This window comes from Streptomyces sp. HUAS MG56 (assembly GCF_058673395.1).
The window spans coordinates 4217715-4239515 of sequence record NZ_CM178722.1; the positions used below are offsets into that span (position 1 = coordinate 4217715).

At 73.0% G+C, this 21801-nt stretch carries 21 protein-coding genes; 9 read left to right on the forward strand and 12 right to left on the reverse strand.

Annotated features, from left to right (window positions below; translation table 11 throughout):
* Position 1: 1 nt before the first annotated feature.
* The gene (locus AC4OXY_RS20035; protein WP_356022859.1) at positions 2 to 1183 is read right to left on the reverse strand and encodes an MFS transporter; all 1182 of its coding nucleotides are present in this window, start codon (positions 1181 to 1183) and stop codon (positions 2 to 4) included.
* A gap of 57 nt (positions 1184 to 1240) precedes the next feature.
* Between AC4OXY_RS20035 and AC4OXY_RS20040 the strand changes: the two genes are divergently transcribed.
* Entirely contained in the window at positions 1241 to 2158 is a 918-nt protein-coding gene (locus AC4OXY_RS20040; protein ID WP_376285592.1) for a LysR family transcriptional regulator, read from the forward strand.
* A 65-nt stretch (positions 2159 to 2223) separates the two neighbouring features.
* Here AC4OXY_RS20040 and pepN read toward each other — a convergent pair whose 3' ends face one another.
* Entirely contained in the window at positions 2224 to 4800 is a 2577-nt protein-coding gene (gene pepN, locus AC4OXY_RS20045; RefSeq protein WP_491994352.1) for an aminopeptidase N, read from the reverse strand.
* A 112-nt stretch (positions 4801 to 4912) separates the two neighbouring features.
* Between pepN and AC4OXY_RS20050 the strand changes: the two genes are divergently transcribed.
* Entirely contained in the window at positions 4913 to 5398 is a 486-nt protein-coding gene (locus AC4OXY_RS20050) for a DUF1203 domain-containing protein (RefSeq protein ID WP_491994353.1), read from the forward strand.
* Positions 5399 to 5510: 112 nt separating this feature from the next.
* Complete coding sequence (locus AC4OXY_RS20055) at positions 5511 to 5804, forward strand: hypothetical protein (RefSeq protein WP_376285600.1); 294 nt, start codon at positions 5511 to 5513, stop codon at positions 5802 to 5804.
* A gap of 117 nt (positions 5805 to 5921) precedes the next feature.
* Here the strand turns inward: AC4OXY_RS20055 and AC4OXY_RS20060 are convergent, their stop codons facing one another.
* From AC4OXY_RS20060 to AC4OXY_RS20070, 3 genes are read right to left on the reverse strand one after another with little or no spacing between them, the layout of a single operon-like run.
* Positions 5922 to 6827: a LysR family transcriptional regulator gene (locus AC4OXY_RS20060; RefSeq protein ID WP_356022871.1), complete on the reverse strand. Its 906-nt coding sequence runs from the start codon at positions 6825 to 6827 to the stop codon at positions 5922 to 5924.
* Between the two features lie 59 nt (positions 6828 to 6886).
* Positions 6887 to 7807, reverse strand: a complete 921-nt coding sequence (locus AC4OXY_RS20065) for a DMT family transporter (RefSeq protein WP_491994354.1) — start codon at positions 7805 to 7807, stop codon at positions 6887 to 6889.
* Positions 7808 to 7845: 38 nt separating this feature from the next.
* Positions 7846 to 9384: an FAD-dependent monooxygenase gene (locus AC4OXY_RS20070; protein WP_402063142.1), complete on the reverse strand. Its 1539-nt coding sequence runs from the start codon at positions 9382 to 9384 to the stop codon at positions 7846 to 7848.
* Between the two features lie 130 nt (positions 9385 to 9514).
* On the opposite strand from AC4OXY_RS20070, the gene AC4OXY_RS20075 reads away from it, so the two are divergent.
* Positions 9515 to 10120, forward strand: coding sequence for a TetR/AcrR family transcriptional regulator (locus AC4OXY_RS20075; RefSeq protein WP_491994355.1), 606 nt, complete (start codon positions 9515 to 9517; stop codon positions 10118 to 10120).
* A 21-nt stretch (positions 10121 to 10141) separates the two neighbouring features.
* Here the strand turns inward: AC4OXY_RS20075 and AC4OXY_RS20080 are convergent, their stop codons facing one another.
* Entirely contained in the window at positions 10142 to 11113 is a 972-nt protein-coding gene (locus tag AC4OXY_RS20080) for a helix-turn-helix domain-containing protein (protein WP_491994356.1), read from the reverse strand.
* Between the two features lie 246 nt (positions 11114 to 11359).
* Between AC4OXY_RS20080 and AC4OXY_RS20085 the strand changes: the two genes are divergently transcribed.
* Positions 11360 to 12841 (forward strand): MFS transporter, encoded by a 1482-nt coding sequence (locus tag AC4OXY_RS20085; protein WP_491994357.1) that lies wholly within the window; start codon positions 11360 to 11362, stop codon positions 12839 to 12841.
* 114 nt (positions 12842 to 12955) lie between these two features.
* Here the strand turns inward: AC4OXY_RS20085 and AC4OXY_RS20090 are convergent, their stop codons facing one another.
* From AC4OXY_RS20090 to AC4OXY_RS20115, 6 genes are all read right to left on the reverse strand, one after another.
* Complete coding sequence (locus AC4OXY_RS20090) at positions 12956 to 13237, reverse strand: hypothetical protein (protein ID WP_356022881.1); 282 nt, start codon at positions 13235 to 13237, stop codon at positions 12956 to 12958.
* Between the two features lie 58 nt (positions 13238 to 13295).
* On the reverse strand, positions 13296 to 15395 hold the full coding sequence (malQ, locus tag AC4OXY_RS20095) for a 4-alpha-glucanotransferase (RefSeq protein ID WP_491994358.1): 2100 nt from the start codon (positions 15393 to 15395) through the stop codon (positions 13296 to 13298).
* Positions 15396 to 15548 (reverse strand): hypothetical protein, encoded by a 153-nt coding sequence (locus tag AC4OXY_RS20100; protein WP_356022886.1) that lies wholly within the window; start codon positions 15546 to 15548, stop codon positions 15396 to 15398.
* Between the two features lie 108 nt (positions 15549 to 15656).
* Positions 15657 to 15830, reverse strand: a complete 174-nt coding sequence (locus AC4OXY_RS20105) for a DUF397 domain-containing protein (protein ID WP_491994359.1) — start codon at positions 15828 to 15830, stop codon at positions 15657 to 15659.
* Between the two features lie 3 nt (positions 15831 to 15833).
* Complete coding sequence (locus tag AC4OXY_RS20110; protein WP_491994360.1) at positions 15834 to 15965, reverse strand: hypothetical protein; 132 nt, start codon at positions 15963 to 15965, stop codon at positions 15834 to 15836.
* A 282-nt stretch (positions 15966 to 16247) separates the two neighbouring features.
* Positions 16248 to 16784, reverse strand: a complete 537-nt coding sequence (locus tag AC4OXY_RS20115) for an HNH endonuclease (protein WP_071377809.1) — start codon at positions 16782 to 16784, stop codon at positions 16248 to 16250.
* Between the two features lie 334 nt (positions 16785 to 17118).
* Here AC4OXY_RS20115 and AC4OXY_RS20120 point away from each other — a divergent pair, with 334 nt between their 5' ends.
* From AC4OXY_RS20120 to AC4OXY_RS20135, 4 genes are all read left to right on the forward strand, one after another.
* Positions 17119 to 18225: a mechanosensitive ion channel family protein gene (locus tag AC4OXY_RS20120; protein WP_356022891.1), complete on the forward strand. Its 1107-nt coding sequence runs from the start codon at positions 17119 to 17121 to the stop codon at positions 18223 to 18225.
* Between the two features lie 137 nt (positions 18226 to 18362).
* Positions 18363 to 18983, forward strand: a complete 621-nt coding sequence (locus AC4OXY_RS20125; RefSeq protein ID WP_491994361.1) for a Uma2 family endonuclease — start codon at positions 18363 to 18365, stop codon at positions 18981 to 18983.
* 209 nt (positions 18984 to 19192) lie between these two features.
* A complete protein-coding gene (locus AC4OXY_RS20130; protein ID WP_356022896.1) occupies positions 19193 to 20404 on the forward strand; it encodes an ROK family transcriptional regulator in 1212 nt (403 codons plus the stop codon).
* Between the two features lie 51 nt (positions 20405 to 20455).
* Positions 20456 to 21799, forward strand: a complete 1344-nt coding sequence (locus AC4OXY_RS20135) for an ABC transporter substrate-binding protein (RefSeq protein WP_376285623.1) — start codon at positions 20456 to 20458, stop codon at positions 21797 to 21799.
* Positions 21800 to 21801: the final 2 nt, after the last annotated feature.

The following is a 21801-nucleotide window of genomic DNA, read 5'->3' on the forward strand; positions in this document are numbered from 1 at the left end:
GTCACGCACGCGTGGCCGCCCCTGCCGTCCGCCCGGCCGGTGCGAGGGCCGCCAGCCCCGCGAGGACGGCACCCGTGACCAGGACGGCGGTCGGCCCCGGCCCGTCCGCGAGTCGCCCGCCCGCGAACGCGCCCAACGCGATGGCGGCGTTGAACACCCCGGCGAACAGGGCGGACACCGCCTCCGGGGCCTCGGGTACGGCCGCCGACAGGGCACGCTGCGCGGACACGGACACACCGCCGTAGGCCAGTCCCCACAGCAGGAGCAGCGCACCCGACGCGGCCGTGGAGGCGGCGGCCGGAACCAGGAACAGGACGACGGCGCCGAGGGCGCCGGAGATCAGCCGCAGCGCACGACGCGGATCGCGGGCCGCGAGCGCACCGCCCGCGAAGTTCCCGGCGACGCCCGCGAGTCCGTAGCCCAGCAGCAGAGCGCTGACCAGGCCCGGTCCGGTGCCCGGCGTCCGCTGCAGCACGGGGCGGACGTAGGTGTAGGCGGCGAAGTGCCCGGTGACCAGCAGCACGACGGTGACCAGCAGCCACCTGACCCGCGCGACGCGCAGCAGCCGGGGGAACACGCCGAGGCGGACGGCGTCCTCGGCGGGCAGCGGCGGCAGGACGGCGGCCAGCCGGGCCGCCACCACCAGCGCGAGACCGGCCATCGCCGCGAACGCCCACCGCCAGCCCGCCACCGCCCCGAGCAGGGTCCCCGCGGGCACCCCGAACACCGAGGCGACCGCGATCCCGCTGAACACGACGGCGGTGGCCCGCCCGGCACCCGGCCCCGGCACCAGCCGTGCGCCGAGCCCCGCGGCCACCGCCCACACGCCGCCGATGCACACCCCGACCAGCAGCCGGGCGGCGAGCAGCACGGGGAAGGCGGGGGCGAGCGCCGCGAGCAGGTTGGCGGCGGCGAGCAGGAGCAGCAGCGCGCACAGCACCGTACGCCGGTCGGCGCGGCGCACGGCGACCGGCAGCAGCGGGGCGGCGACGGCGGCGACGAGGCCGGGCAGAGTGAGGGTGAGGCCTGCGGTGCCGACGGAGACGTGCAGCGTGCGGGCGAGCGAGGTGAGCAGTCCTACCGGGAGCATCTCCGTGGTGACGACGCCGAAGGTGGCGGCGGCGAGCGTGCACACGCCCGTCCAGGAACCGGTGCTGGATGCGGTGAGCTGCGTGGAAGCCATGCCCGAGAGCCTTTTACGAGCCCGGTCCGGGAACAACGGCGAAGTCCTCACCCTTGCATGAGCGGGAGTGATCGATGCCGGGGAGGCTGCGTGTCCGGGCTGGAAATGCGGGAGTTGGAGTGCTTTCTCGTGCTCGCCGAGGAGCTGCACTTCGGCCGGGCCGGTGAGCGGCTGTTCGTCTCGCAGAGCCGGGTGAGCCAGTTGCTGGCCGCGCTCGAACGCCGGGTCGGCGCCCGGCTGGTGCACCGCTCCAGCCGCCGGGTGGCCCTGACCCCGCTCGGCGAACGCTTCCTGGAGCGGCTGCGTCCGGCGTACGACGATCTGCACGCGGCGGTCGCGGACGCCCGGGCGGTGGCCCGGGGCGGGGCCGGACCGCTGCGGCTGGGCTTCCAGGGCACGGCCTACGCGCAGTTGCTGGCGGCGGTCGCGGCCTTCGAGGCGGCGGACCCGGCCCGCGGCGTCGACCTGGTGGAGGTCCCGTACGCGGATCCGTTCGGAGCGCTGCGGCGCGGTGCGGTGGACGCGGCGGTGGTGCTCCTGCCGGTCGAGGAACCCGACCTGGTCCTCGGCCCGGTCTTCTCCCGCCAACGCCACACACTGGCCGTCTCCCGGCACCACCGCTTCGCCGCCCGGGACCGGATCGCCGCGGCGGACCTCACGACCGAGCCACTGATCGGCGCTGCGTCACCGGCTCCCGCCTACTGGCGCGCCGCCCGCGCGCCCGGCCCACTGCCCGGCCCCGCCGCCACCACCCTGCAGGAGGCCCTCTCCCTGGCCGCCGCCGGCCGCGGCGCGCTGCTGCTCTGCCGTCCCACCGCCGCCCACCACCACCGCGACGACATCGCCTACGTCCCCGTGGACGGCCTGCCCGACTCCGAGCTGGGCCTGGTCTGGCACCGGGACGCGGAGACGGAGACGGTCCGCGCGTTCGCGCGGGTGCTGAGGGCAATGGTCTCGGTGCGCGAGGATCGCTGACCCCGGGATGACGCGAAGGCGCCCGGCACAGGGGCCGGGCGCCCTCACTCGGTTTACCAGGTGTACTACTTGCCCGCCGCCGCGTCCGCCGCCTGGGCCTTCAGGGCACGCTCGACGCCCGAGCGGGACTCGGAGACGAGGCGGCGCAGGGCCGCGTTCGGCTCGGCCGCGGAGAGCCAGGTGTCCGTCTTGGCCAGGGTCTGTTCGCTGACCTGGACCGACGGGTACAGGCCGATGGCGATCTGCTGGGCGATCTCGTGCGAGCGGGAGTCCCAGACGCCCTTCAGAACCTCGAAGTACCGGTCCGTGTACGGCGCCAGCAGCTCGCGCTGGTCGGTCTGCACGAAGCCGCCGATGACGGCCTCCTGCACGGCGTTCGGCAGCTTGTCGGAGTCGACGACCGAAGCCCAGGCCTCCGCCTTCGCCTCCGGCGTCGGGCGGGCGGCGCGGGCCGTCGCCGCGTGCCGCTCACCGGCCGCGGTCCGGTCCCGCTCGTACTCCGCCGCGATCTCCGCCTCGTCGAAACGGCCGACCGCGGCGAGCCGCTGCACGAACGCCCAGCGCAGCTCGGTGTCCACGGCAAGGCCCTCGATGGTGTGGGTGCCCTCCAGCAGACTCTCCAGCAGGTCCAGCTGCTCCGGCGTGCGGGCCGTCGCCGCGAAGGCACGGGCCCAGGCCAGCTGGTGGTCGCTCGCGGGCTCGGCCGCGCGCAGGTGGGCCAGGGTCGCGTCGGTCCAGCGGGTCAGCAGGGGCTCGCGGGCGGCCGGGTCGGCGTACAGGTCGATGGCGAGCTTGACCTGGCGGTGCAGCGACTGCACGACGCCGATGTCGGACTCCTTGCCGATGCCCGACAGAACGAGGGACAGGTAGTCGCGGGCGGGCAGTTCCGCGTCCCGCGTCATGTCCCAGGCCGACGCCCAGCACAGCGCGCGCGGCAGGGAGGCGTCGAAGTCGCCGAGGTGCTCGGTGACGAACGCCAGCGACTCCTCGTCCAGGCGGACCTTGGCGTACGACAGGTCGTCGTCGTTGAGCAGCACGACCGCCGGGCGGCGCGTGCCGCTCAGCTGCGGTACGGCCGTCAGCTCGCCGTCGACGTCCAGCTCGACGCGCTCGGTGCGCACGAGCTTGCCGCTCGCGGCGTCGAGGTCGTAGAGGCCGATCGCGATGCGGTGCGGGCGCAGGACCGGCTCGCCCTTGGCGCCGGCGGGCAGCGCCGGGGCCTCCTGGCGCACCGCGAAGGAGGTGATGACACCGTCGGCGTCGGTGGCGATCTCCGGGCGCAGGACGTTGATGCCCGCCGTCTCCAGCCACTTCTTCGACCAGGTCTTCAGGTCCCGGCCGGAGGTCTCCTCCAGGGCGCCGAGCAGGTCGGACAGGCGCGTGTTGCCGAACGCGTGGCGCTTGAAGTAGGCCTGCACGCCCTTGAAGAACTCGTCCTCGCCGACGTACGCGACGAGCTGCTTCAGCACGCTCGCGCCCTTGGCGTACGTGATGCCGTCGAAGTTGACGAGCACGTCGTCCAGGTCGCGGATGTCCGCCATGATCGGGTGCGTGGACGGCAGTTGGTCCTGCCGGTACGCCCAGGTCTTCATGGAGTTGGCGAACGTGGTCCACGAGTGCGGCCAGCGCGAGCCGGGGGCGGCGGCCTGGCAGGCGATGGAGGTGTAGGTGGCGAACGACTCGTTCAGCCACAGGTCGTTCCACCACTCCATGGTGACGAGGTCGCCGAACCACATGTGGGCCAGTTCGTGCAGGATCGTCTCGGCCCGCATCTCGTACGCCGCGTCGGTCACCTTGGACCGGAAGACGTACTGGTCGCGGATGGTGACGGCACCGGCGTTCTCCATCGCGCCCGCGTTGAACTCCGGCACGAACAGCTGGTCGTACTTGGCGAAGGGGTACGCGCAGTCGAACTTCTCCTGGAACCAGTCGAAGCCCTGCCGGGTCACCTCGAAGACGGCGTCCGAGTCGAGGAACTCGGCGAGCGAGGGACGGCAGTAGATGCCGAGCGGCACGGACCGGCCGTCCTTCTCGTACACGCTGTGCACGGAGTGGTACGGGCCGACGATCAGCGCGGTGATGTACGACGAGATGCGCGGGGTCGGCTCGAAGATCCAGACGTTGCCCTTCGGCTCGGGCGTCGGCGAGTTCGAGACGACCGTCCAGCCCTCGGGCGCCCGCACGGTGAACTGGAAGGCCGCCTTCAGGTCCGGCTGCTCGAAGGAGGCGAAGACCCGGCGGGCGTCCGGCACCTCGAACTGGGTGTAGAGGTACGCCTGCTCGTCGACGGGGTCGACGAAGCGGTGGAGCCCCTCGCCGGTGTTGGTGTACGCGCAGTCGGCGACCACGCGGAGCCAGTTGCGGCCCTCCAGCAGCCCCGGCAGCGCGATCCGCGAGTCCGCGAAGACCTCGGCGGGGTCGAGCGGGTCACCGTTCAGGGTCACCTCGTGGACGGTGGGCGCCACCAGGTCGATGAAGGACTCGGCACCACCGCGGGCGACGTCGAAGCGCACCATGGTCACGGACCGGTAGGTGCCGCCCTCCTGCGCGCCGGAGAGGTCGAGATCGATCTCGTACGAGTCAACGGTGAGCAGCTCGGCCCGCGCTTGCGCCTCTTCGCGAGTCAGGTTTGTGCCAGGCACGCGGTCATCTCCTCGTTATGTGTCGGTTGCGTCATCCTTCCATGGGATCCACACGGAACGCGATGTCCGCATCCCGCCGGTGACCACGGCGGCCGGAACGGACGCTTGGGGCATGACGACGACAACGGCACACACGGCACGTCCGATCACCCCCGAGGTCCTGCGGTCCCTGCGGGTCACCGACGACGCGGGCCGCCCCGCGGTCCCTTACACCGACGCCGAGGGCGGCGCCCCGCTGCGCTGCTGCCTGCGCAGGAGCGCCCCCGGCGAGCGGATCGCCCTGGTCTCGTACGCCCCGCTGCGCCGCTGGGCGGCCGGGACCGGCGCCCGCCCCGGCGCCTACGACGAACAGGGCCCGGTCTTCGTCCACGCCGAGGACTGCGCGGGCCCGGCCGACTCCGCCGAGCTGCCCTTCGCCAACGCCCCCCGCGTGCTGCGCCGCTACTCCCGCGAGGGCCGCATCCTCGGCGGCCGCCTGGTGACCGCGGACTTCCCGGACGCCCTCGCGGAGGCCTTCGCCGATCCGGAGGTGGCGCTGGTGCATGTGCGGGCGGTGGAGTACGGCTGCTTTCTGTACGAGGTGCGGCGGGGCCGGTGACCGATCACGCGCGCCCTGATCGGGTTTCGGGGCCCCGAATGGCCGGGCCCCGAATGGCGTCCCCGATGAGCGCCGCGGCGGACGGCGGCCTAGCCTCCGAGATGAGCGCAATGTGGATCTTCTGATGGTGCGCTCCATTCAGCCCGAGGAGGCAGAAATGCGCCTGATATCCAAGCTCGCCGTTGCGGCCGCCGTCATCACCGGTGTCGGTGTGATGGGTGCCGGTCCCGCCCTTGCCCAGCCCGCGGTGCAGATGCACGGTGGCGGTGGATGCCGAACACACAACCAGAATCTCGACATTCTGGGTGAGGTGGGCATCCTCAACGGGCTGGCCGGCAACCTGCTCAACGGCGAGGGAAGCCCCGGCGGGCAGGACACCGACATGGGTACCGACTGCGATCGCTGACAGTCCGTCCGGCCGTCGGTGAACCGTATGTGTGGGTCTCCGAGTGGATGCAGAAGGCCTCGTACCGTGACCGGTGCGGGGCCTTCGCGTCGGGCGGCGCCGCGGCGACGGCAGCCGTCAGAGCCCGCCCGCCGCCACCGCGCCTTTCAGGGCCTCCAGTACGCGGCTCACCGCCCGCCCCGACTCGCCGCCCCTGCGGACCGCCGCCGTGACGTGCCGGACCGGACCGTCCGGGCCGAGGTCCCGCAGCACCACCCCGTCCCGCCGGCCCGCGGCCATCCGGGGGACCAGCGCCACGCCCATGCCCGCCTCGACCATGGCGAGGATCGCGGTCCAGCCGGAGGCGGAGTGGCCCTGGTGGGGGCTGAAGCCGGCCGCTTCGCAGGCCCGGCGGGTGATGTCCGACCAGGGGCCGCTGCCGCCGAAGATCCACGGTTCGGCGGACAGGTCGGTCAGGGTCGGGGCGGGGGCCGACGCCAGGGGGTGATCGGGGGGCAGGGCCACGTCCAACGGGTCGGCCAGCAGCGGGACTTGGGTGAGGCGGGGGTCGGCCGCGCTCGGGGCCTCGGCCGCCAGGGACAGGGCGAGGTCGACGTCGCCGGCGGTCAGCAGGTCGTAGGCCTCGGCCGCCTCCGCCTCCCGCACGCGGACGCTCACCCCGGGGTGGGTGTCCCGCAGGGCTCTTACGGCCGGTACGACCAGGGCGGGCACCGAGGTGGCGAAGGCGCCCACCCGGACCTCCCCCGCCTCCCCCTCGGCGTACGCCGCCAACGCCGCCTCGGCACGCTCCAGTTGCTCGAAGACCGGCTCCGTCTGCGCCAGCACCAGCCGGGCCCCGTCGGTGAGCCGCACCCGGCGGCCCCGCGCCTCCAGCAGGGGCACACCGAGCTGCCGGGCGAGATTGGTCAGTTGCTGGGAGACCGCGGAGGGGGTCATGTGCAGGGCCTCGGCCGCCGCGGTCACCGTCCCGCGCTCCCGCAGGGCACGCAGGATCTGCAGCTTACGGATGTCCCACTCGACCATGCGCGCACGCTACACGCCGCCCCGCGGCGCACCTCGGTGCACGGCATCCGGCGCCGCCGTCACCTCCGGGAGCCTGCGCCCAGGACGACTCCGCCCAGGATCAGCGCCATCGACAGCAGCTGCGGCCATCCGGTCGTCTCGCCGAGCAGCACCCAGGAGAGCAGGGCCACGCAGATCGGCTGAAGGTAGTAGACGATGCCCGCGCGGGTCGGGCCGATCAGGGTGATGGCCTTGTTCCAGGCGAAGAAGGCCACGGCCGAGGAGGCCACGCCCACGTAGAGGAGCGGCAGGACCGTGCCGGGGGTCGGGGTGAAGCTGCCCTGGACGGCCACGCTCGCCGCCTGGGCGGGCAGGAGCAGGAGGGCGCCGATGACGAACGTGCTGAACAGGAAGGCGGTGCCGCCGAGTTCGGCAGGCTTGCGACGCAGCAGCGCGCTGTAGCCCGCGAAGCAGCAGGCGGCCGCGATCATCCACAGGTCGCCCGCCGAGAACCGCGCGGCGCCGCCCACGAGCAGGGCCACGCCCGCGCAGGCGATCAGCAGCCCGGTGGCGCGCCGCGCGCCGAGCCGTACACCGCCCAGCCGTTCGAAGACCGCCATGAGCACCGGCGAGGCGGCCATGATCATGCCCATCGTGGCAGCCGGGGTGGTCAGTCCGGCCTGGTTGACGAGGGTGTTGTAGACCGCCACGCCGAGCAGCGAGGTGAGGAGCACGTAGCGGGCGTGGCGGCGGAACAGGGCCCGCCCGCGCCAGGCCTGCCGGGCGCCGAACGGTGCCACGGCGAGCAGGGCGATCACCCAGCGCCAGAAGGCGTGCTGGATCGGCGGGACGCTGTCGTGCAGACCGCGGGAGGTCACGAAGCTGCCGGACCAGACGACCGTCGCGAGGGCCGCGCAGACGAGGCCGGGGGCGGTGGAGGTGGAGGGGGAGGTCGTGGGGGTCGTGGGGGTGGTGGCGGTCCGGGGGAGGACGGCGGTCACGGGGGTCCTTTCGGCGAGGCGGCAGCGGGTCCGTGCCGCTACCGTCGCAAGGAGCGACCTGTCAGGTCCATCGAAACTTTACGACCGTTCTTTTCAGCAGAACTGAACGGTTGACGAGGGCCGCCGGCCGGCTGGCCGCCGAGGTACGCGGCGACCGCAGCCCGTGTGCGCTCCGGGTCGGCGCCGTCCGCCGCCCAGGCCGCGTAGCCGTCGGGGCGCACCAGCACGGTCGTACGGCGGTCGCTCGCCCAGTGGGCCACGGTGAGCCGGCCGGTGCGGTCCGGGTCCGCCGCGCCGGGCTCCGGGGTGATCAGGACGAACCGGCCGCCGCGCAGGGCCTCGTAGAGGCGGCCGCCGCCGGCCAGGGCGACGTCCGGGACCCGGGTGCCGGTGAGGCGGTGGGCGCCGCGGGGTGCGGGGTAGCGGTAGCCGATGCCGGTGACCTGGGCGGCGAGGGCGCGCCGGGCGGGGCCCACGGTGTTCAGGAACAGGGTGAGCGCGGAGCGCGCTGCGCGCGTCCAGGGGCGCTTGGCCATCGCCAGGCGGATGATCCCGCCGCTGCTGCGCAGCACCGCCCTGCCGACCGGGTGCCGTTCGGCCTGGTAGGTGTCGAGCAGCGCGGGGTCCGCGTGCCCGGCGACGACCGCGGCCAGCTTCCAGCTCAGGTTGGCCGCGTCCTGGAGCCCGGTGTTCATGCCCTGGCCGCCGGCCGGGGTGTGCACGTGCGCGGCGTCGCCGGCCAGGAAGACCCGGCCCACCCGGTAGGCGGGCGCCTGCCGTTCGTCGCTGTGGAAGCGGGACATCCAGCGGGCGTCGTGCATCCCGAAGTCCCGGCCGAGGGCGAGCCGGGTGATCTCCTTGACCTCGGCCAGGTCGACGGGCTCGTGGTCGGGGAGGTCGCGGCCGCGGTGCCAGCCGATCACCCGGTAGTAGCCGTCGCCGAAGGGCGCGAGGAAGGCGAAGGCGTCGCCCACGGCGTGCACCGTGAGCAGGGTTGGCGGCTCCTCGGCGAGCCGGACGTCGGCGAGGACGACGGACCGGAGCACCGACTTGCCCGGGAACGGCAGCCCGACCGCCTGCCGTACGGCACTGCGCATCCCGTCGGCGCCGACGACGTACGCGGCCCGGAGCGTCTCGGTGCGTCCGTCGGGCCCGCGCACCTCGACGGTGACCCCGTCCGCGTCCTGGGCGAGCCCGGTCACCTCGGTGTCGTACCGGAACTCCGCCCCCGCCTCGACGGCCCGCTCCGCCAGGACCTTCTCGATCTCGTACTGCGGAAGGACGAGGAGGTGCCGGAAGCGGGAGGGGAGGACGCCGAGGTCGAGGTCGAGCCGGCCGAAGGCGAGGAGGTGGTCGAGGGGCCGGCCGATGGCCTCCAGGCCGTCGGCCAGCCCGCGGGCGTCGAACTGTTCGAGGGTGCGGGCGTGCAGGACGAAGGCGCGGGAGAGGTTGCTGATCTTGTGGGGGCGCTTTTCGAGGACGGTGACCGGGACGCCGGCGGCGGCGAGATCACCGGCGAGCAGCAGCCCGGTGGGGCCGGAGCCGACGATGACGACGTGTCCAGTGGTGCCGTTCATGGTGGCCTCCTTGGGCGACAACGCCTGTTGGCCAACATCTGTAGGCCAACACTTGTGGGCAACGGTAGGACCGTGCCGCGGAGCGCGTCAACACTTGTTGGCCTACGAGTGTTGGCCTACGCTCGTTGTTATGAACGGCAGCGCACAGAAGAATCAGGACGCGACGCAGGCCACGGGCGGCCCTGCGCGGCGCTCCGACGCCACGCGGTCCGCCATCCTCGACGCCGCCCGCGAGCGGTTCGCCACCGACGGCTACGAGCGGGCCACCATCCGGGCCATCGCCAAGGACGCGCGGATCGACCCGTCGATGGTGATGCGGTACTTCGGCAGCAAGGAGGGGCTGTTCGCGGCGGCCGTCACGCTGAATCTGCGGCTGCCCGACCTGGGGCAAGTGCCGCATGACGAGGTGGGCAGGACACTGGTCGGCCACTTCCTCGACCTGTGGGAGAAGAACGAGGAACTGACAGCGGTCCTCAGGGTCGGCGCCACCAATCAGGCCGGCGCCGAACGGATGCAGACCATCTTCCGGGAACAGCTGCTGCCGGTGGCCCGCCAGGCGTGCCCCGACCCCGAGCAGTTCGCGGCGCGGGCCGCGCTGTGCGCCGCGCAGTTGCTCGGGCTGGCCTTCACCCGCTACGTCCTGCGCCTGCCGCCGGCCGTCGAGCTGACCCACGCGGAGCTGCTGGCGTGGCTCGGGCCGACCGTGCAGCGGTATCTGACGGCGCCGAACCCCTGAACAGGGCCCGGCGGGCCTCGATCAGGCGTGGGCCGGGGTCTGCGCGCAGGCGGGACACGGCTCGGCGGCCGCCTCCGGCCGACGCCCCGAGAGCACCGGCTCCGCCTCCGCCTCCGGCTCCGGCAACGCCACCGGTCGAGCGGCCGCGCAGTCCAGGCCGAACATGGCCTGCTCGTCCGGGCTGCCGGGGGCTGCCTGGTAGACCACCATCCGCTGGCCGCCCGTCCGGGCCAGTCGCATGACCTCATACGTCAGGGTCATCGGGCCGGCCTTCGGATGCCGGAAGGTCTTCTGTCCGCCGCCGCGTTCGCAGACGTCGTACCGTTCCCACAGCCCTGCGAACTCAGGTGACTTCAGCACCAGTTCGCCGACCAGCGCGGTCAGCTCGGGATCGTCCGGGTCGGCCCCGGCGACCGCCCGCAGGTGCGCCACCGACAGGGCGACGGTTTCCTCCCACGGCTCGTAGAGCGTCCGGCCGACGGGGTGGAGGAAGAGGTAGCGGGTCAGGTTGCGCTGGTCCTCCGGCCAGTCCCAGAGCCCGGGCAGCAGCCGCCGGCCGGGCGGGTTCGCGGCCAGTACGCGGTTGTAGCGGCTCACGACGTAGGCCGGCAGCGGGCGCACCGATTCCAGCATGCGCAGTACCGAGTCGCGGACGGTGTGGTCCGAGCAGACGGGCAGCTCCGAGACCCGGCCCGCGGCCAGCTCCGCGAGCTCGTGCAGGCGCTCGTAACCGTCGCCGCGCAGCCGCAGAGCGCGGCCGAGGGCGTCCACGACGGCGGGCGAAGGGTTGGTCTCCCGGCCGCGCTCCAGGCGGATGTAGTAGTCGACGCTCACCCCGGCCAGGGCGGCCAGCTCCTCCCGGCGCAGTCCGGGAGTGCGGCGCACGCCCGCGCCGGCCGGAAGGCCGACCTCCTCCGGGCGTACCTGCGCCCTGCGGGCCTTCAGATACCTGCCCAGCTCAGTGCCCCGGGTGTCCGCTGATGCTGCTGCCATCCGGCCATTGTCGCAGGCGGGCCGGGAACGTGGGGGGCCGTGTCAGGGCCTGGAACGCGGCACCCCCGGCACGACGCGGTCTGCCGGACGGCCGTGCGCGCAGCCACAGTTGGACCCGGAGCGGGCGGCCCGGCCGCCGGGGCCCAGGGGGTGCACGACACCGGACCGCGGCCCCGGCGGGCGCCGCCGCCCGCCCCCGTCACCACTGACGAGCCGTCAACCACCCGTAGATCAAAGGGAGTCACTGTGACCACCACCCCGTCCCGGTCCACCGCCACCGCTCACGGGCCCGCCCCCGAGGCATCGGCGCTCACGGTCCGGCGACGCCGGCCGGACCGGGCCCGACCAGCCGCGCCCGCCGCGCCACCGGGCGGTGCCCCCGCCGCGCCCCGCAGGAGCGGTCTCGCGCTGGTCGCCTCGCTGCTCGGGTTCACCGTGATCACCATCGACGTCTCGGCCGTGAACATCGCCCTGCCCGCGATCCGGCACTCCTTCAGCGGCGGGATGGCCGGGCTGCAGTGGGTGGTGGACGCGTACACCCTGATGTTCGCGGCCCTGATGCTCTCCGCCGGCGCCCTCGCCGACCGCACCGGCGCCCGCCGCGCCTATGCCTGGGGCGTCGCCCTGTTCACCCTCGCCTCGCTCGGCTGCGCGCTCGCGCCCGGCATCGGCGCGCTCGTCGGCGCGCGCGTGGCGCAGGGCGCCGCCGCCGCGGTCGTGATGCCGGCCTCGCTGGCGCTGATCCGGCAGGCGTACGACGACGTCCGGGCGCGCGCCCGCGCCATCGCGCTGTGGACGGTCGGCGGCTCGGTGGCGATGGCCGCGGGCCCGGTGCTGGGCGGGCTGCTCACCGACTCGGCAGGCTGGCGGGCGGTGTTCCTGCTCAACCTCCCGGTGGGCGCGGTGATCCTGGGCCTGCTGGTCCGGGTGCCGCGCTCCCCGCGCCGGCCCGCCGCGCTGGACGGCGGCGGGCAGCTCACCGCCGTACTGGCCCTGGCCGGGCTGGCCTTCGCGGTGATCGAGGGCGGCCACCGGGGCTGGACCAGCGGCCCCGTCCTGGCCGCCGCCGCGCTCGCCGTCGTCTCCGGTTACGCCTTCTACGCGACAGAGACCCGACACCGCCAGCCCATGGTCCCGCTCGGCATGCTGAGGAACCGCCGGGTGGCCGTCCCGCTCGCGGTCGGTTTCGCCGTCAACGCCGCCTTCTACGGCGGGATCTTCCTGCTCGGGCTGTACTACCAGCAGTTGCGCGGGATGTCGGGAACGGCGGCCGGGCTGATGTTCGTCCCGATGTCGGCGGTGGTGACGGCGACCAACCTGGTCTCGCCGCGCATGGCGGAGCGGATCGGGCGGCGTCCGGTGATCGTCACCGGTCAGCTGGTCTTCAGCGCGGCGATGCTGGCCATGCTGCCGCTGGCCGTGCACACCCCGGTGTGGCTGGTCCTGGTCCTGCTGCTGCCGCTGAGCATCGGCGGGGCGCTCGCGGTGCCCGCGCTGACCGCGCTGCTGATGGACGCGGTGCCCCGGGAGCGCGCGGGGACGGCGTCGGGGCTGCTCAACTCCTTCCGCCAGACCGGCGGTGCGCTCGCCGTCGCCCTCTTCGGCAGCCTGCTCTCCGGCCCCGGCGGCGACTTCTCCCTCCCCGGCATGCGCGTCGGCCTCCTCGCCGTCGCCGCGCTCCTCCTCTGCACGGCCGCCCTCTCCCGCCTCCTGCTGCCGCGTGGCTGAGCGCCGAGGAGTTTGCGGCGACAAAAACGCCGGGGGCGCCGCCCCCACCCGGACACGGCGATGCGCGCGTACGGCGGGAAGACGGGCGCCCCCGGCGGAAGAACCGGTGTGCGGTCAGGCCTTGGCGTCGGCCCCGGACTTCGCAGCGGTGTCCGACGACGGCTTGACGGTCCGGATCTTGGACTTGTCGAGCGCCATCACCAGGCCGGCGATGACGGCGAACAGGGCCAGCGGGATCAGCACGTAGAGGCCCAGCGTCTGGACGACGCTCAGGCCCTTGCCGGGGTCGTCACCGTCGTCGCGGGTCAGCGCGAGCGCGGGGGACGACATGAGCAGCATCATCAGCGTCGTACCGGAGGCCAGGGCGCCGGCGCGCAGGGCGTTCTTCTTGTCCACGTTCTCAAGTTAGCGAATCACCCGTGACGGCGCGCGTCCGGGGTCCCGTACGCGCCGTTCACCCGCGCCTGACCTGTGTGAATACATCGAGTAACGCCCGCAGTCGGGGCGCGGCCGTCAGTTCCTCCAGTGGCAGGGGGTGGCCGTCGCGGTCCGCGATCGGCAGCCGCCAGTTCGGGTACTGGTCCCAGGTGCCCGGCAGGTTCTGGGGGCGGCGGTCGCCGATGCCGTCCGGGAGCCAGACGCCGATCAGCCGGGCGGGGGTGCGCAGCAGGAAGCGGTGGACGGCGCGGATCTCCTCCTCCTCGTCGGAACCGGGCGGTCCGGCGCCCGGCCGGTCCAGGAGGTCCAGGCTGCCGAGCAGGGCGAGCCACTCGGCGGTGTCGGCGTCGGCCTCGGCGCGCTCCTCGGCCGCCGGGCGGGTGAGGAGGCCGAGGCGGTCGCGCAGGCCGACGTGGTCGCCGGTGAGCCGGGCGGCGGTGGGCGGCAGGTCGTGGGTGGTGGCGGTGGCCAGGCAGTCGGCGCGCCAGCGCTCGGGGGGCAGCGGGCGGCCGTCGCCCTCCCAGTCCCGTTCGAACCACAGGACCGAGGTGCCGAGCACCCCGCGCCGCTGGAGCGCCTCGCGCACGCCCGGCTCGACGGTGCCCAGGTCCTCGCCGATGACGACCGCCCCGGCGCGGCCGGCCTCCAGGGCGAGGATCGCGAGCATGGCGTCGGCGTCGTAGCGGACGTACGTGCCCTCCGTGGGCGCGCTGCCCCGGGGCACCCACCACAGCCGGAACAGGCCCATGACGTGGTCGATGCGCAGGGCGCCGGCGTAGCGGAAGAGGGCGCGCAGCAGCTCGCGGTACGGGGCGTGGCCGCAGGCGGCGAGCCGGTCGGGGCGCCAGGGCGGCAGGCCCCAGTCCTGGCCGCGGGCGTTGAAGGCGTCGGGCGGGGCGCCGACGGACATGCCGGCGGCGAACACGTCCTGCTGCGCCCAGGCGTCGGCGCCCTGCGGATGCACGCCCACGGCGAGGTCGTGCACGATCCCGACGGACATCCCGGCCTCCCCCGCGACCCGCTGGGCGGCGCGCAGCTGGCCGTCGGTGAGCCAGGCGAGGCGGGTGTGGAACTCGACGCGGTCGGCGAGTTCGGCGCGGGCCCGGGCGGTGGCGGCCGAGCGGGGGTCGCGCAGTTCCTCGGGCCAGCCGTGCCAGTCGGCGCCGTGGGTCTCGGCGAGGGCGTACCAGGTGGCGTGGTCGGTGAGGGCCCGGCCGTGGGCGGCGCGGAAGGCGTCGTACGCCGCCTGCCGCCCCGGCCCGAGCGGTACGGCGAGGACGGTCTCCAGGGCCTCGCGCTTCAGCTCCCACACGGCGTCCCGGTCGATGAGCCCGCCCTTGTCGAGGACGTCGGCGCGCAGCCGGGCCGCCCGCTCCCGCAGCACCGCCAGCCGTTCCCGGCCCTCGGCCTCCTCGGCGTACGCGTACTCGGGTACGTCCTCGATCCGCAGATGGACCGGGTCCGGGAAGCGGCGGGAGGACGGGCGGTACGGCGAAGGATCGGTCGGGGCGCCGGGTACGGCCGAGTGCAACGGGTTGACCTGCACGAATCCGGCGCCTGCGGTGCGCCCGGCCCAGCCGGCCAGCTCGGCGAGGTCACCGAGGTCGCCCATGCCCCAGGAGCGGCGCGAGAGCAGCGAGTACAGCTGGACGAGCAGGCCGTGGGAGCGGCCGGCCGGGGCGGGCAGCCGGTCGGGGGCGACGACGAGGTGGGCGCGGCCGGTCCGCCCGCCGGGCGCGACGGCGGTCAACCGGTGCACTCCCAGCGGCAGTTCCCCGCTCGCGTCCCACTCCCGGTCCTCCGTCGCGCCCTCCGTGGTGACGGTGAGCCGGGTGCCGGGAGGCAGCGCGGCGAGAGCGGCGGGCTCCCTCGGATCACCGGCCCAGCGCACGACGGTCGGCGGCAGCAGGCGCTCGCGCAGCTCGCGTTCCCGGGCGGCGAGCGCGGCGCGGACGGCGCCCTGGCCGGCCGCGTCGACGCCCAGGGCGGTCAGGGCGGCGACCACGGCGGAAGCGGGCACGGCGACCGTACGGTCCGGGGCGGGGCGGTAGGAGGTGGCGACCCCGTGCAGCTCGGCGAGCCGGGACAGGTCCGTGTCCGCAAGCGCCGCGGTCACCTACACCCCCGTACCGAAGGCGTCGGACTCACTGGTCAGCGGGGCGGTCTCGGCGAGCGGCGGCTCACTGGTCAGGGGTTCGGCGTCGGGCAGGGGCGGCTCGCTGGTCAGCGGGGCCTGGGTGCAGGCGCTCTCCGCGCAGAAGACGGACACGGGGGCCTCCTTTCGGGTACGGCGACCTTGTGGGTTACCGCAGCCCTACCCCGTGAGCGCGACGGCAGACGTACGGCAGGGAACAACATGCCATTCGTCACATTCGACTCAGCGGAGCGACGCGGTGAACTCCGTCCAGGTCTGCGGGGCGAGGCGGAGTATCGGGCCGTCGGGGGTCTTGGAGTCGCGGACGGCGACGGTGCGGGGGAGGTTGCGGGCGGCTTCGACGCAGTTCCCTCCGGTGTTGCTGCAGCTGGACGTCAGGAAGTCGAACTCGGGCACGAGTCAGAACTCCCGGCAGATGTTGTCGATCAGTTGGGCGGAGTCGTGCTGGGCGAGGCTGAGCCGGGCCGTACGGTCGAGGAAGGCGCCGTGTTCCGCGCTCTCGCCCGCGTTCTCCACCCGCACAGTAGACATGCGGCCCACGCGGCGAGCGGCTGCCGTGCCCGCGCGACGCGACCGGCGAGGATCAGTTCGGGCGCGGGCCGGCACTCGTCGAGACACTGACGGACGACTGGGGCGTGGGGCCACGGTCCGGGGTGGGCAAGACGGTGTGGGCACTGCTGACGTGCCTGACGGACGTGCCCGGCGGGCGGCTCGTGATCGTGCAGTCAGCTGGTTCGGCCGAGTGGGGCACGCCTCCCCCGGGCCGCATGCCGACGGCATGCGGCCCGGCAACGTACGCAGAAGCCCGGACCGTCAGGCGGAGATGCCGTCGATCCGGGCCAGGGCGTCGTCCGCGCCGTACGGCTGCAAGTAGGGCAACCAGCGCGGGTCCCTATGGCCCGTGCCGATGATGCGCCAGGCCAGGCCCGTCGGCGGGGCCGGCTTGTGGCGCAGGCGCCAGCCCAGCTCCACGAGGTGGCGGTCGGCCTTGACGTGGTTGCAGCGGCGGCAGGACGCCACCACGTTGTCCCAGACGTGCTTGCCCCCGCGGCTGCGCGGGATGACGTGGTCGACGCTGGTTGCGACGCCACCGCAGTACATGCACCGGCCCCCGTCGCGGGCGAAGAGCGCGCGGCGGGTGAGAGGAACGGGCCCCCGGTAGGGAACCCGTACGAATCGCTTGAGCCGGACCACGCTGGGTGCGGGGACTGTGACGGTCGCGCTGTGCATATAGGCGCCGGATTCCTCCAAGGAGACGGCCTTGTTCTCCAGGACGAGGATGAGCGCGCGGCGGAGCGGTACGACGCCGAGCGGCTCGTACGACGCGTTGAGGACCAGGACATGCGGCACGGGTGCCTCCTTGGGCGTCGGCGGCGCGTGGCTCGCGCCGGGACGATCTGAGGTCAGTCTCCCCTCATGCCTGGTGAACGCGCCACCATGTCCCGGTAACGGGCTGGGAGTGTTTTCGACCACACCGGATACATCCCCCGGATCATGGCCTGTTCAAGCCAGGGTGAGCCCCGTCTCCCCCGCGGCCCTCCTTGGCGTAATCGCGCGGGGCACACACAATGCCCCGTTAGTGTGGTGGTCAGTCCGTCCGGTGACCTTTCCGTGACCTTGAAAGTCCCTGGAACACCTGACCGCCCCGCCGGTACGGAACTCGCAGCACCTGGAGGTACCTGCCGTGTCGTCCTTGCCCGTCGTCCTCCTGGCCGCCGGTGCGTCGCCGTCCCCCGCCCCTTCCGGGTCGACGGCACCGGCCGTCCCCTCTCTCCAGGATGCCCAGGAGAGCGCGACGAACGCGGCGAGCTGGGTCGAGCAGAACTGGTCGACCTGGCTCGCGATGGGGCTGCAGATCCTGCTGATCGTCGTGATCGCGGTCGCGCTCAGAGCGGTGGTGCGGCGGGCGATCACCAAGCTGATCGACCGGATGGCCCGGACCGCGCAGGCCGTGGACGGCACCGCGCTGGGCGGGCTGCTGGTGAACACCGAGCGGCGCCGGCAGCGGTCGGCGGCGATCGGTTCCGTGCTCCGCTCGGTGGCGAGCTTCCTGATCATGGGTACGGCGGCGCTGATGGTGCTGTCGACCTTCAAGATCAACCTGGCGCCGCTGCTGGCGTCGGCCGGTGTCGCCGGCGTGGCGATCGGTTTCGGCGCGCGCAACCTGGTCACGGACTTCCTGTCCGGCGTGTTCATGATCCTGGAGGACCAGTACGGCGTCGGTGACGTGATCGACGCGGGCGTGGCCACCGGCGAGGTGATCGAGGTCGGGCTGCGCGTGACCAAGCTGCGCGGCTCGGACGGCGAGATCTGGTACGTGCGCAACGGCGAGGTCAAGCGGATAGGCAACCTCTCGCAGGGCTGGGCGACGGCCGGGGTCGACGTGACGGTGCGGTCGAGCGAGGACCTGGACAAGGTCAAGGACACGCTGGACGCGGTCGCCGAGCAGATGAGCAAGGAAGAGCCCTGGAACGAGCTGCTGTGGGGCCCGATCGAGGTGCTGGGCCTGGACTCGGTCCTGATCGACTCCATGGTCGTCCGGGTCTCGGCGAAGACGATGCCGGGCAAGGCGCTGTCGGTGGAGCGCGAGCTGCGTTGGCGGATCAAGCGGGCGTTCGACGCGGCGCAGATACGCATCGTGGGCGGCGCGACCGCGGCGGAGGACGCGGCGGACACCCCGGACCCGACGGCCTCGGTGGCGGCCCCCTCGGTCTTCTCCAACGCGGACTCCGCGCAGACGAAGGCGACGACGCCGATAGCTCCTCAGCAGCCGGAGCCTCCGGCCAAGTAGCGAGCGGAACGGTTCAGCACACTCGTTCGAGTGAACGGATGGGGCATTCCGACGCCGATGGCGTGCGGGGTGCCCCATCGTTCTGCCGGGGCGCCCAGCGCGGGCTTAGCCTGGCATCAGCGTGAGGAGAACCAGGGATGAGCGCCGAACCGATCATGGAGCCGGTCATGACGCAGGTGGACCCCATCGATTTGTTGATCACGTTCGAAGAGGCGTCGCCGATGCCGATTCGGCCGGAATTCGTCGAGGGGTCGGTCATCGTGCCGCCGCAGCCGGACTTCAAGCACAGCAATGGCGCTGTCAGGCTCGCTGTCCACTTCCACACCGCCGGAATCGACCTGGCGGGCATGGGCATGGGCTTCCGTGCCGCCCACAATGACGGCAGCACGATGGCCCTTGTCATCCCCGACTTCTACATCCTCCGCCGCGAGCCGACGGAACTCGACGAGTCGTACCGCAAAGCCAACAAGGGCTGGTACCCCATCGACATGCTCGCCCTCGTCGGCGAAGTCACCTCCACCAACCACGAGACCGACACCGGCCCCAAGCTCCGCACCTACGCCGCCGCCGGCGTCCCCGTCCACGTCCTGATCAACCGCCACTCCCAAACGGCCCACTGCTACACCGACCCCATCCTCCCCGGCGACGACCCCACCGAGGCGTACTACGACACCGACATCAAGGTGAGCCTCGGCAAACCGCTCCCCCTCTCGGCGCCGTACCCCACCCTCGACACCACCCCCTTCCTCGACAACTGAGCCCCGGTCCCCGCCCCCGAGGTAACGACTCCGTCTCCTCGGGCCCGTTGTCTATTGACGCCCCCTTCGTCCTGGGCTTACGTTCCTCCCACCCGAATAGGAAACCTTCCTAACAATGATCTACGGCGACCGGCAACCGGTGATCGAGACTGGACGTCCGGCCAGGTCACTGGGAAGCTGGGCGGCTGGAGAGGCAGGTGTGGACCCCCATGGCAGGAACCGCCGGTACGCCGGGCACCCCGCGCGTCCTGCGCGCCATGAACGACCGCGCCGCCCTGGACCTCCTCCTGGAGCACGGACCGCTGTCCCGCACCCGGATCGGCAAGCTCACCGGCCTGTCCAAGCCCACCGCCTCCCAGCTGCTGGCCCGACTGGAGGCGGCCGGACTGGTCCGGGTGACCGGGACCAGCGAGGGGCGGCCGGGGCCCAGCGCCCAGCTGTACGCGGTCCGTCCCGGTGCCGCGTACGCCGCCGGCCTCGACGTCGCCCCGCACCGCATCCGCGCCGCCGTCGCCGACATCACCGGCCACACCGTGGGCGAGTACGAACTGCCCACCCCCGGACGGCATCCCGCCCAGCCCGTCGTCCAGCAGGTCACCGACGCGCTCGACGGGGCCGTGAAGGCGGCCGGGCTCGCCCGGTCCGACGTGCACCGGCTCGTCATCGGCACCCCCGGCGCCTTCGACCCGGGCACGGGCCGGCTGCGCTACGCCTCCCACCTGCCCGGCTGGCACTCCCCCACCCTGCTCGACGAACTCGCCGCCGCCCTGCCGATGCCGGTGGAGTACGAGAACGACGTCAACCTCGTCGCCCTCGCCGAACAGCGGCTCGGCGCCGCCAAGGGCCACGAGGACTTCGTGCTGCTGTGGAGCGAGGAGGGGCTCGGCGCCGCCCTCGTCCTCGGCGGCCGGCTGCACCGCGGCTGGACCGGCGGCGCCGGCGAGGTCGGCTTCCTGCCGGTGCCGGGCACCCCCCTGGTGCGCCAGGTGACCAAGGCCAACAGCGGCGGCTACCAGGAGCTGGCCGGCTCCCAGGCCGTACCGAAACTGGCCCGGGAACTCGGCATCGAGGACCTGCCGACGGGGCCGCACGCCGAGGTCGCCGCCACGCTCGTCGCCCGCGCCGCCGATCACGCCACCGGCCCCTACCGCGAGCTGCTCCAGACCTACGCGACCCGGCTGGCCATCGGTCTCGCCTCGCTCGTCTCCGTCCTCGACCCCGAACTCGTCGTCCTCAGCGGCCCCGCCCTCGCGGCCGGCGGCGAGGTGCTGCGCGCCCTCGTCCAGGCCGAGCTGGAGGAGCTGGCGGCGGCCCGGCCCCGGCTGCTCGTCGGCGACGTCCGCGAACACCCCGTACTGCGCGGCGCGTTGGAGTCCGCGCTCGTCACCACCCGCGACGAGGTCTTCGACACCTCGCGCTGAGCCCCACCTCGGAAGAACACCCCTTTTCCCGTCCCCCTGGGAGACCTCGCCATGCCCGAAGTCATACCCTGCGCCGCCCGAAAGGCGGCCTTTGCCGCCATTGCCTCCCTGGCCCTGCTCACCACCGCCTGTACGGGCCAGTCCGGTTCGGGCGCCACGGACGACGCCTCGAAGGACACGACGATCAACTTCTGGCACGCCTGGAGCGCGCCGAACGAGGTCAAGGCGGTCCGCACCCTCATCGCCGGATTCGAGAAGGCGCACCCCAACATCCATGTGAACGTCGTCGGCAACGTGACCGACGACAAGATCAACCAGGCGCTGCGCTCGGGCGGCGACAAGGCCCCCGACGTCATCTCCTCCTTCACCACCAATAACGTGGGCAAGTTCTGCTCCTCGGGCGCGCTGGTCGACCTGAACCCCTTCTTCAAGAAGTCGGGCATCGACCCCGCCGCGACCTTCCCGAAGACGATGAACGAGTACACCCAGTTCGACGGCGACCGCTGCACGGTGCCGCTGCTCGGTGACGCGTACGGGCTCTACTACAACAAGACGGAGTTCAAGAAGGCGGGCATCACCAGCCCGCCGAAGACCTGGTCCGAGTTCGAGGCCGACGCGAAGAAGCTGACGATCCCGGACGGGGACTCGTACAAACAGCTTGGCTTCATGCCGGACTACCACGGCTGGGAGACCACCACCGAGCACTACTTCGCACAGTTCTCGCCGACGTACTTCGGCACGGACGGAAAGTCGGACATCGCCAAGGACCCGGCCTTCGAGCAGGGGTTCGGCCTGCAGAAGCGGCTCGTGGACGAACTCGGCGGGTTCCAGAAGCTGGAGAAGTACCGCTCGACGCTCGGTGACGAGTGGGGCGCCAAGCACCCCTTCCACACCGGCCAGGTCGCCATGCAGCTCGACGGCGAGTGGCGGCTCGGGATGGCGCTCGCCGCCCAGCCGAACCTGGACATCGGCGTGGCTCCGCTGCCCGTCCCCGACGACCGGGCGGCGCAGTACGGCAAGGGCTACATCACCGGCACCATCACGGGCATCGCCGCCGCCAGCCGCAAGCAGAACGCGGCCTGGGAATTCGTCAAGTACATCAGCACGGACACCGACGCGGTGGTCGGCTTCTCCAACGACCTGCACAACGTGCCCTCCACGCTCGCCGCGCTGAAGTCCCCGAAGCTGACGTACGACCCCCGCTTCAAGACGTTCCTCGACATCGCCGCCGACCCGGACTCGACCACCACGCCCGCCTCGGTCAACGGCGGCCAGTACCTGGTGACGATCCAGCAGTTCGGCTACGACTACGAGAGCGGCAAGGTCACCGATCTGAAGGCCGGCCTGAAGAAGACGGCCGCGCAGATCGACACGGACATCGCGCAGGCGAAGTAGGC

Bases quoted from the DNA above. Each gene is read 5' to 3' on its own strand.
- AC4OXY_RS20035 (WP_356022859.1), bottom strand. From the start codon at position 1,183: ATGGCTTCCACGCAGCTCACCGCATCCAGCACCGGTTCCTGGACGGGC.
- AC4OXY_RS20040 (WP_376285592.1), top strand. From the start codon at position 1,241: ATGAGCGGGAGTGATCGATGCCGGGGAGGCTGCGTGTCCGGGCTGGAA.
- AC4OXY_RS20050 (WP_491994353.1), top strand. From the start codon at position 4,913: ATGACGACGACAACGGCACACACGGCACGTCCGATCACCCCCGAGGTC.
- AC4OXY_RS20060 (WP_356022871.1), bottom strand. From the start codon at position 6,827: ATGGTCGAGTGGGACATCCGTAAGCTGCAGATCCTGCGTGCCCTGCGG.
- AC4OXY_RS20070 (WP_402063142.1), bottom strand. From the start codon at position 9,384: ATGAACGGCACCACTGGACACGTCGTCATCGTCGGCTCCGGCCCCACC.
- AC4OXY_RS20075 (WP_491994355.1), top strand. From the start codon at position 9,515: ATGAACGGCAGCGCACAGAAGAATCAGGACGCGACGCAGGCCACGGGC.
- AC4OXY_RS20080 (WP_491994356.1), bottom strand. From the start codon at position 11,113: ATGGCAGCAGCATCAGCGGACACCCGGGGCACTGAGCTGGGCAGGTAT.
- AC4OXY_RS20110 (WP_491994360.1), bottom strand. From the start codon at position 15,965: ATGTCTACTGTGCGGGTGGAGAACGCGGGCGAGAGCGCGGAACACGGC.
- AC4OXY_RS20125 (WP_491994361.1), top strand. From the start codon at position 18,363: ATGAGCGCCGAACCGATCATGGAGCCGGTCATGACGCAGGTGGACCCC.
- AC4OXY_RS20130 (WP_356022896.1), top strand. From the start codon at position 19,193: ATGGCAGGAACCGCCGGTACGCCGGGCACCCCGCGCGTCCTGCGCGCC.
- AC4OXY_RS20135 (WP_376285623.1), top strand. From the start codon at position 20,456: ATGCCCGAAGTCATACCCTGCGCCGCCCGAAAGGCGGCCTTTGCCGCC.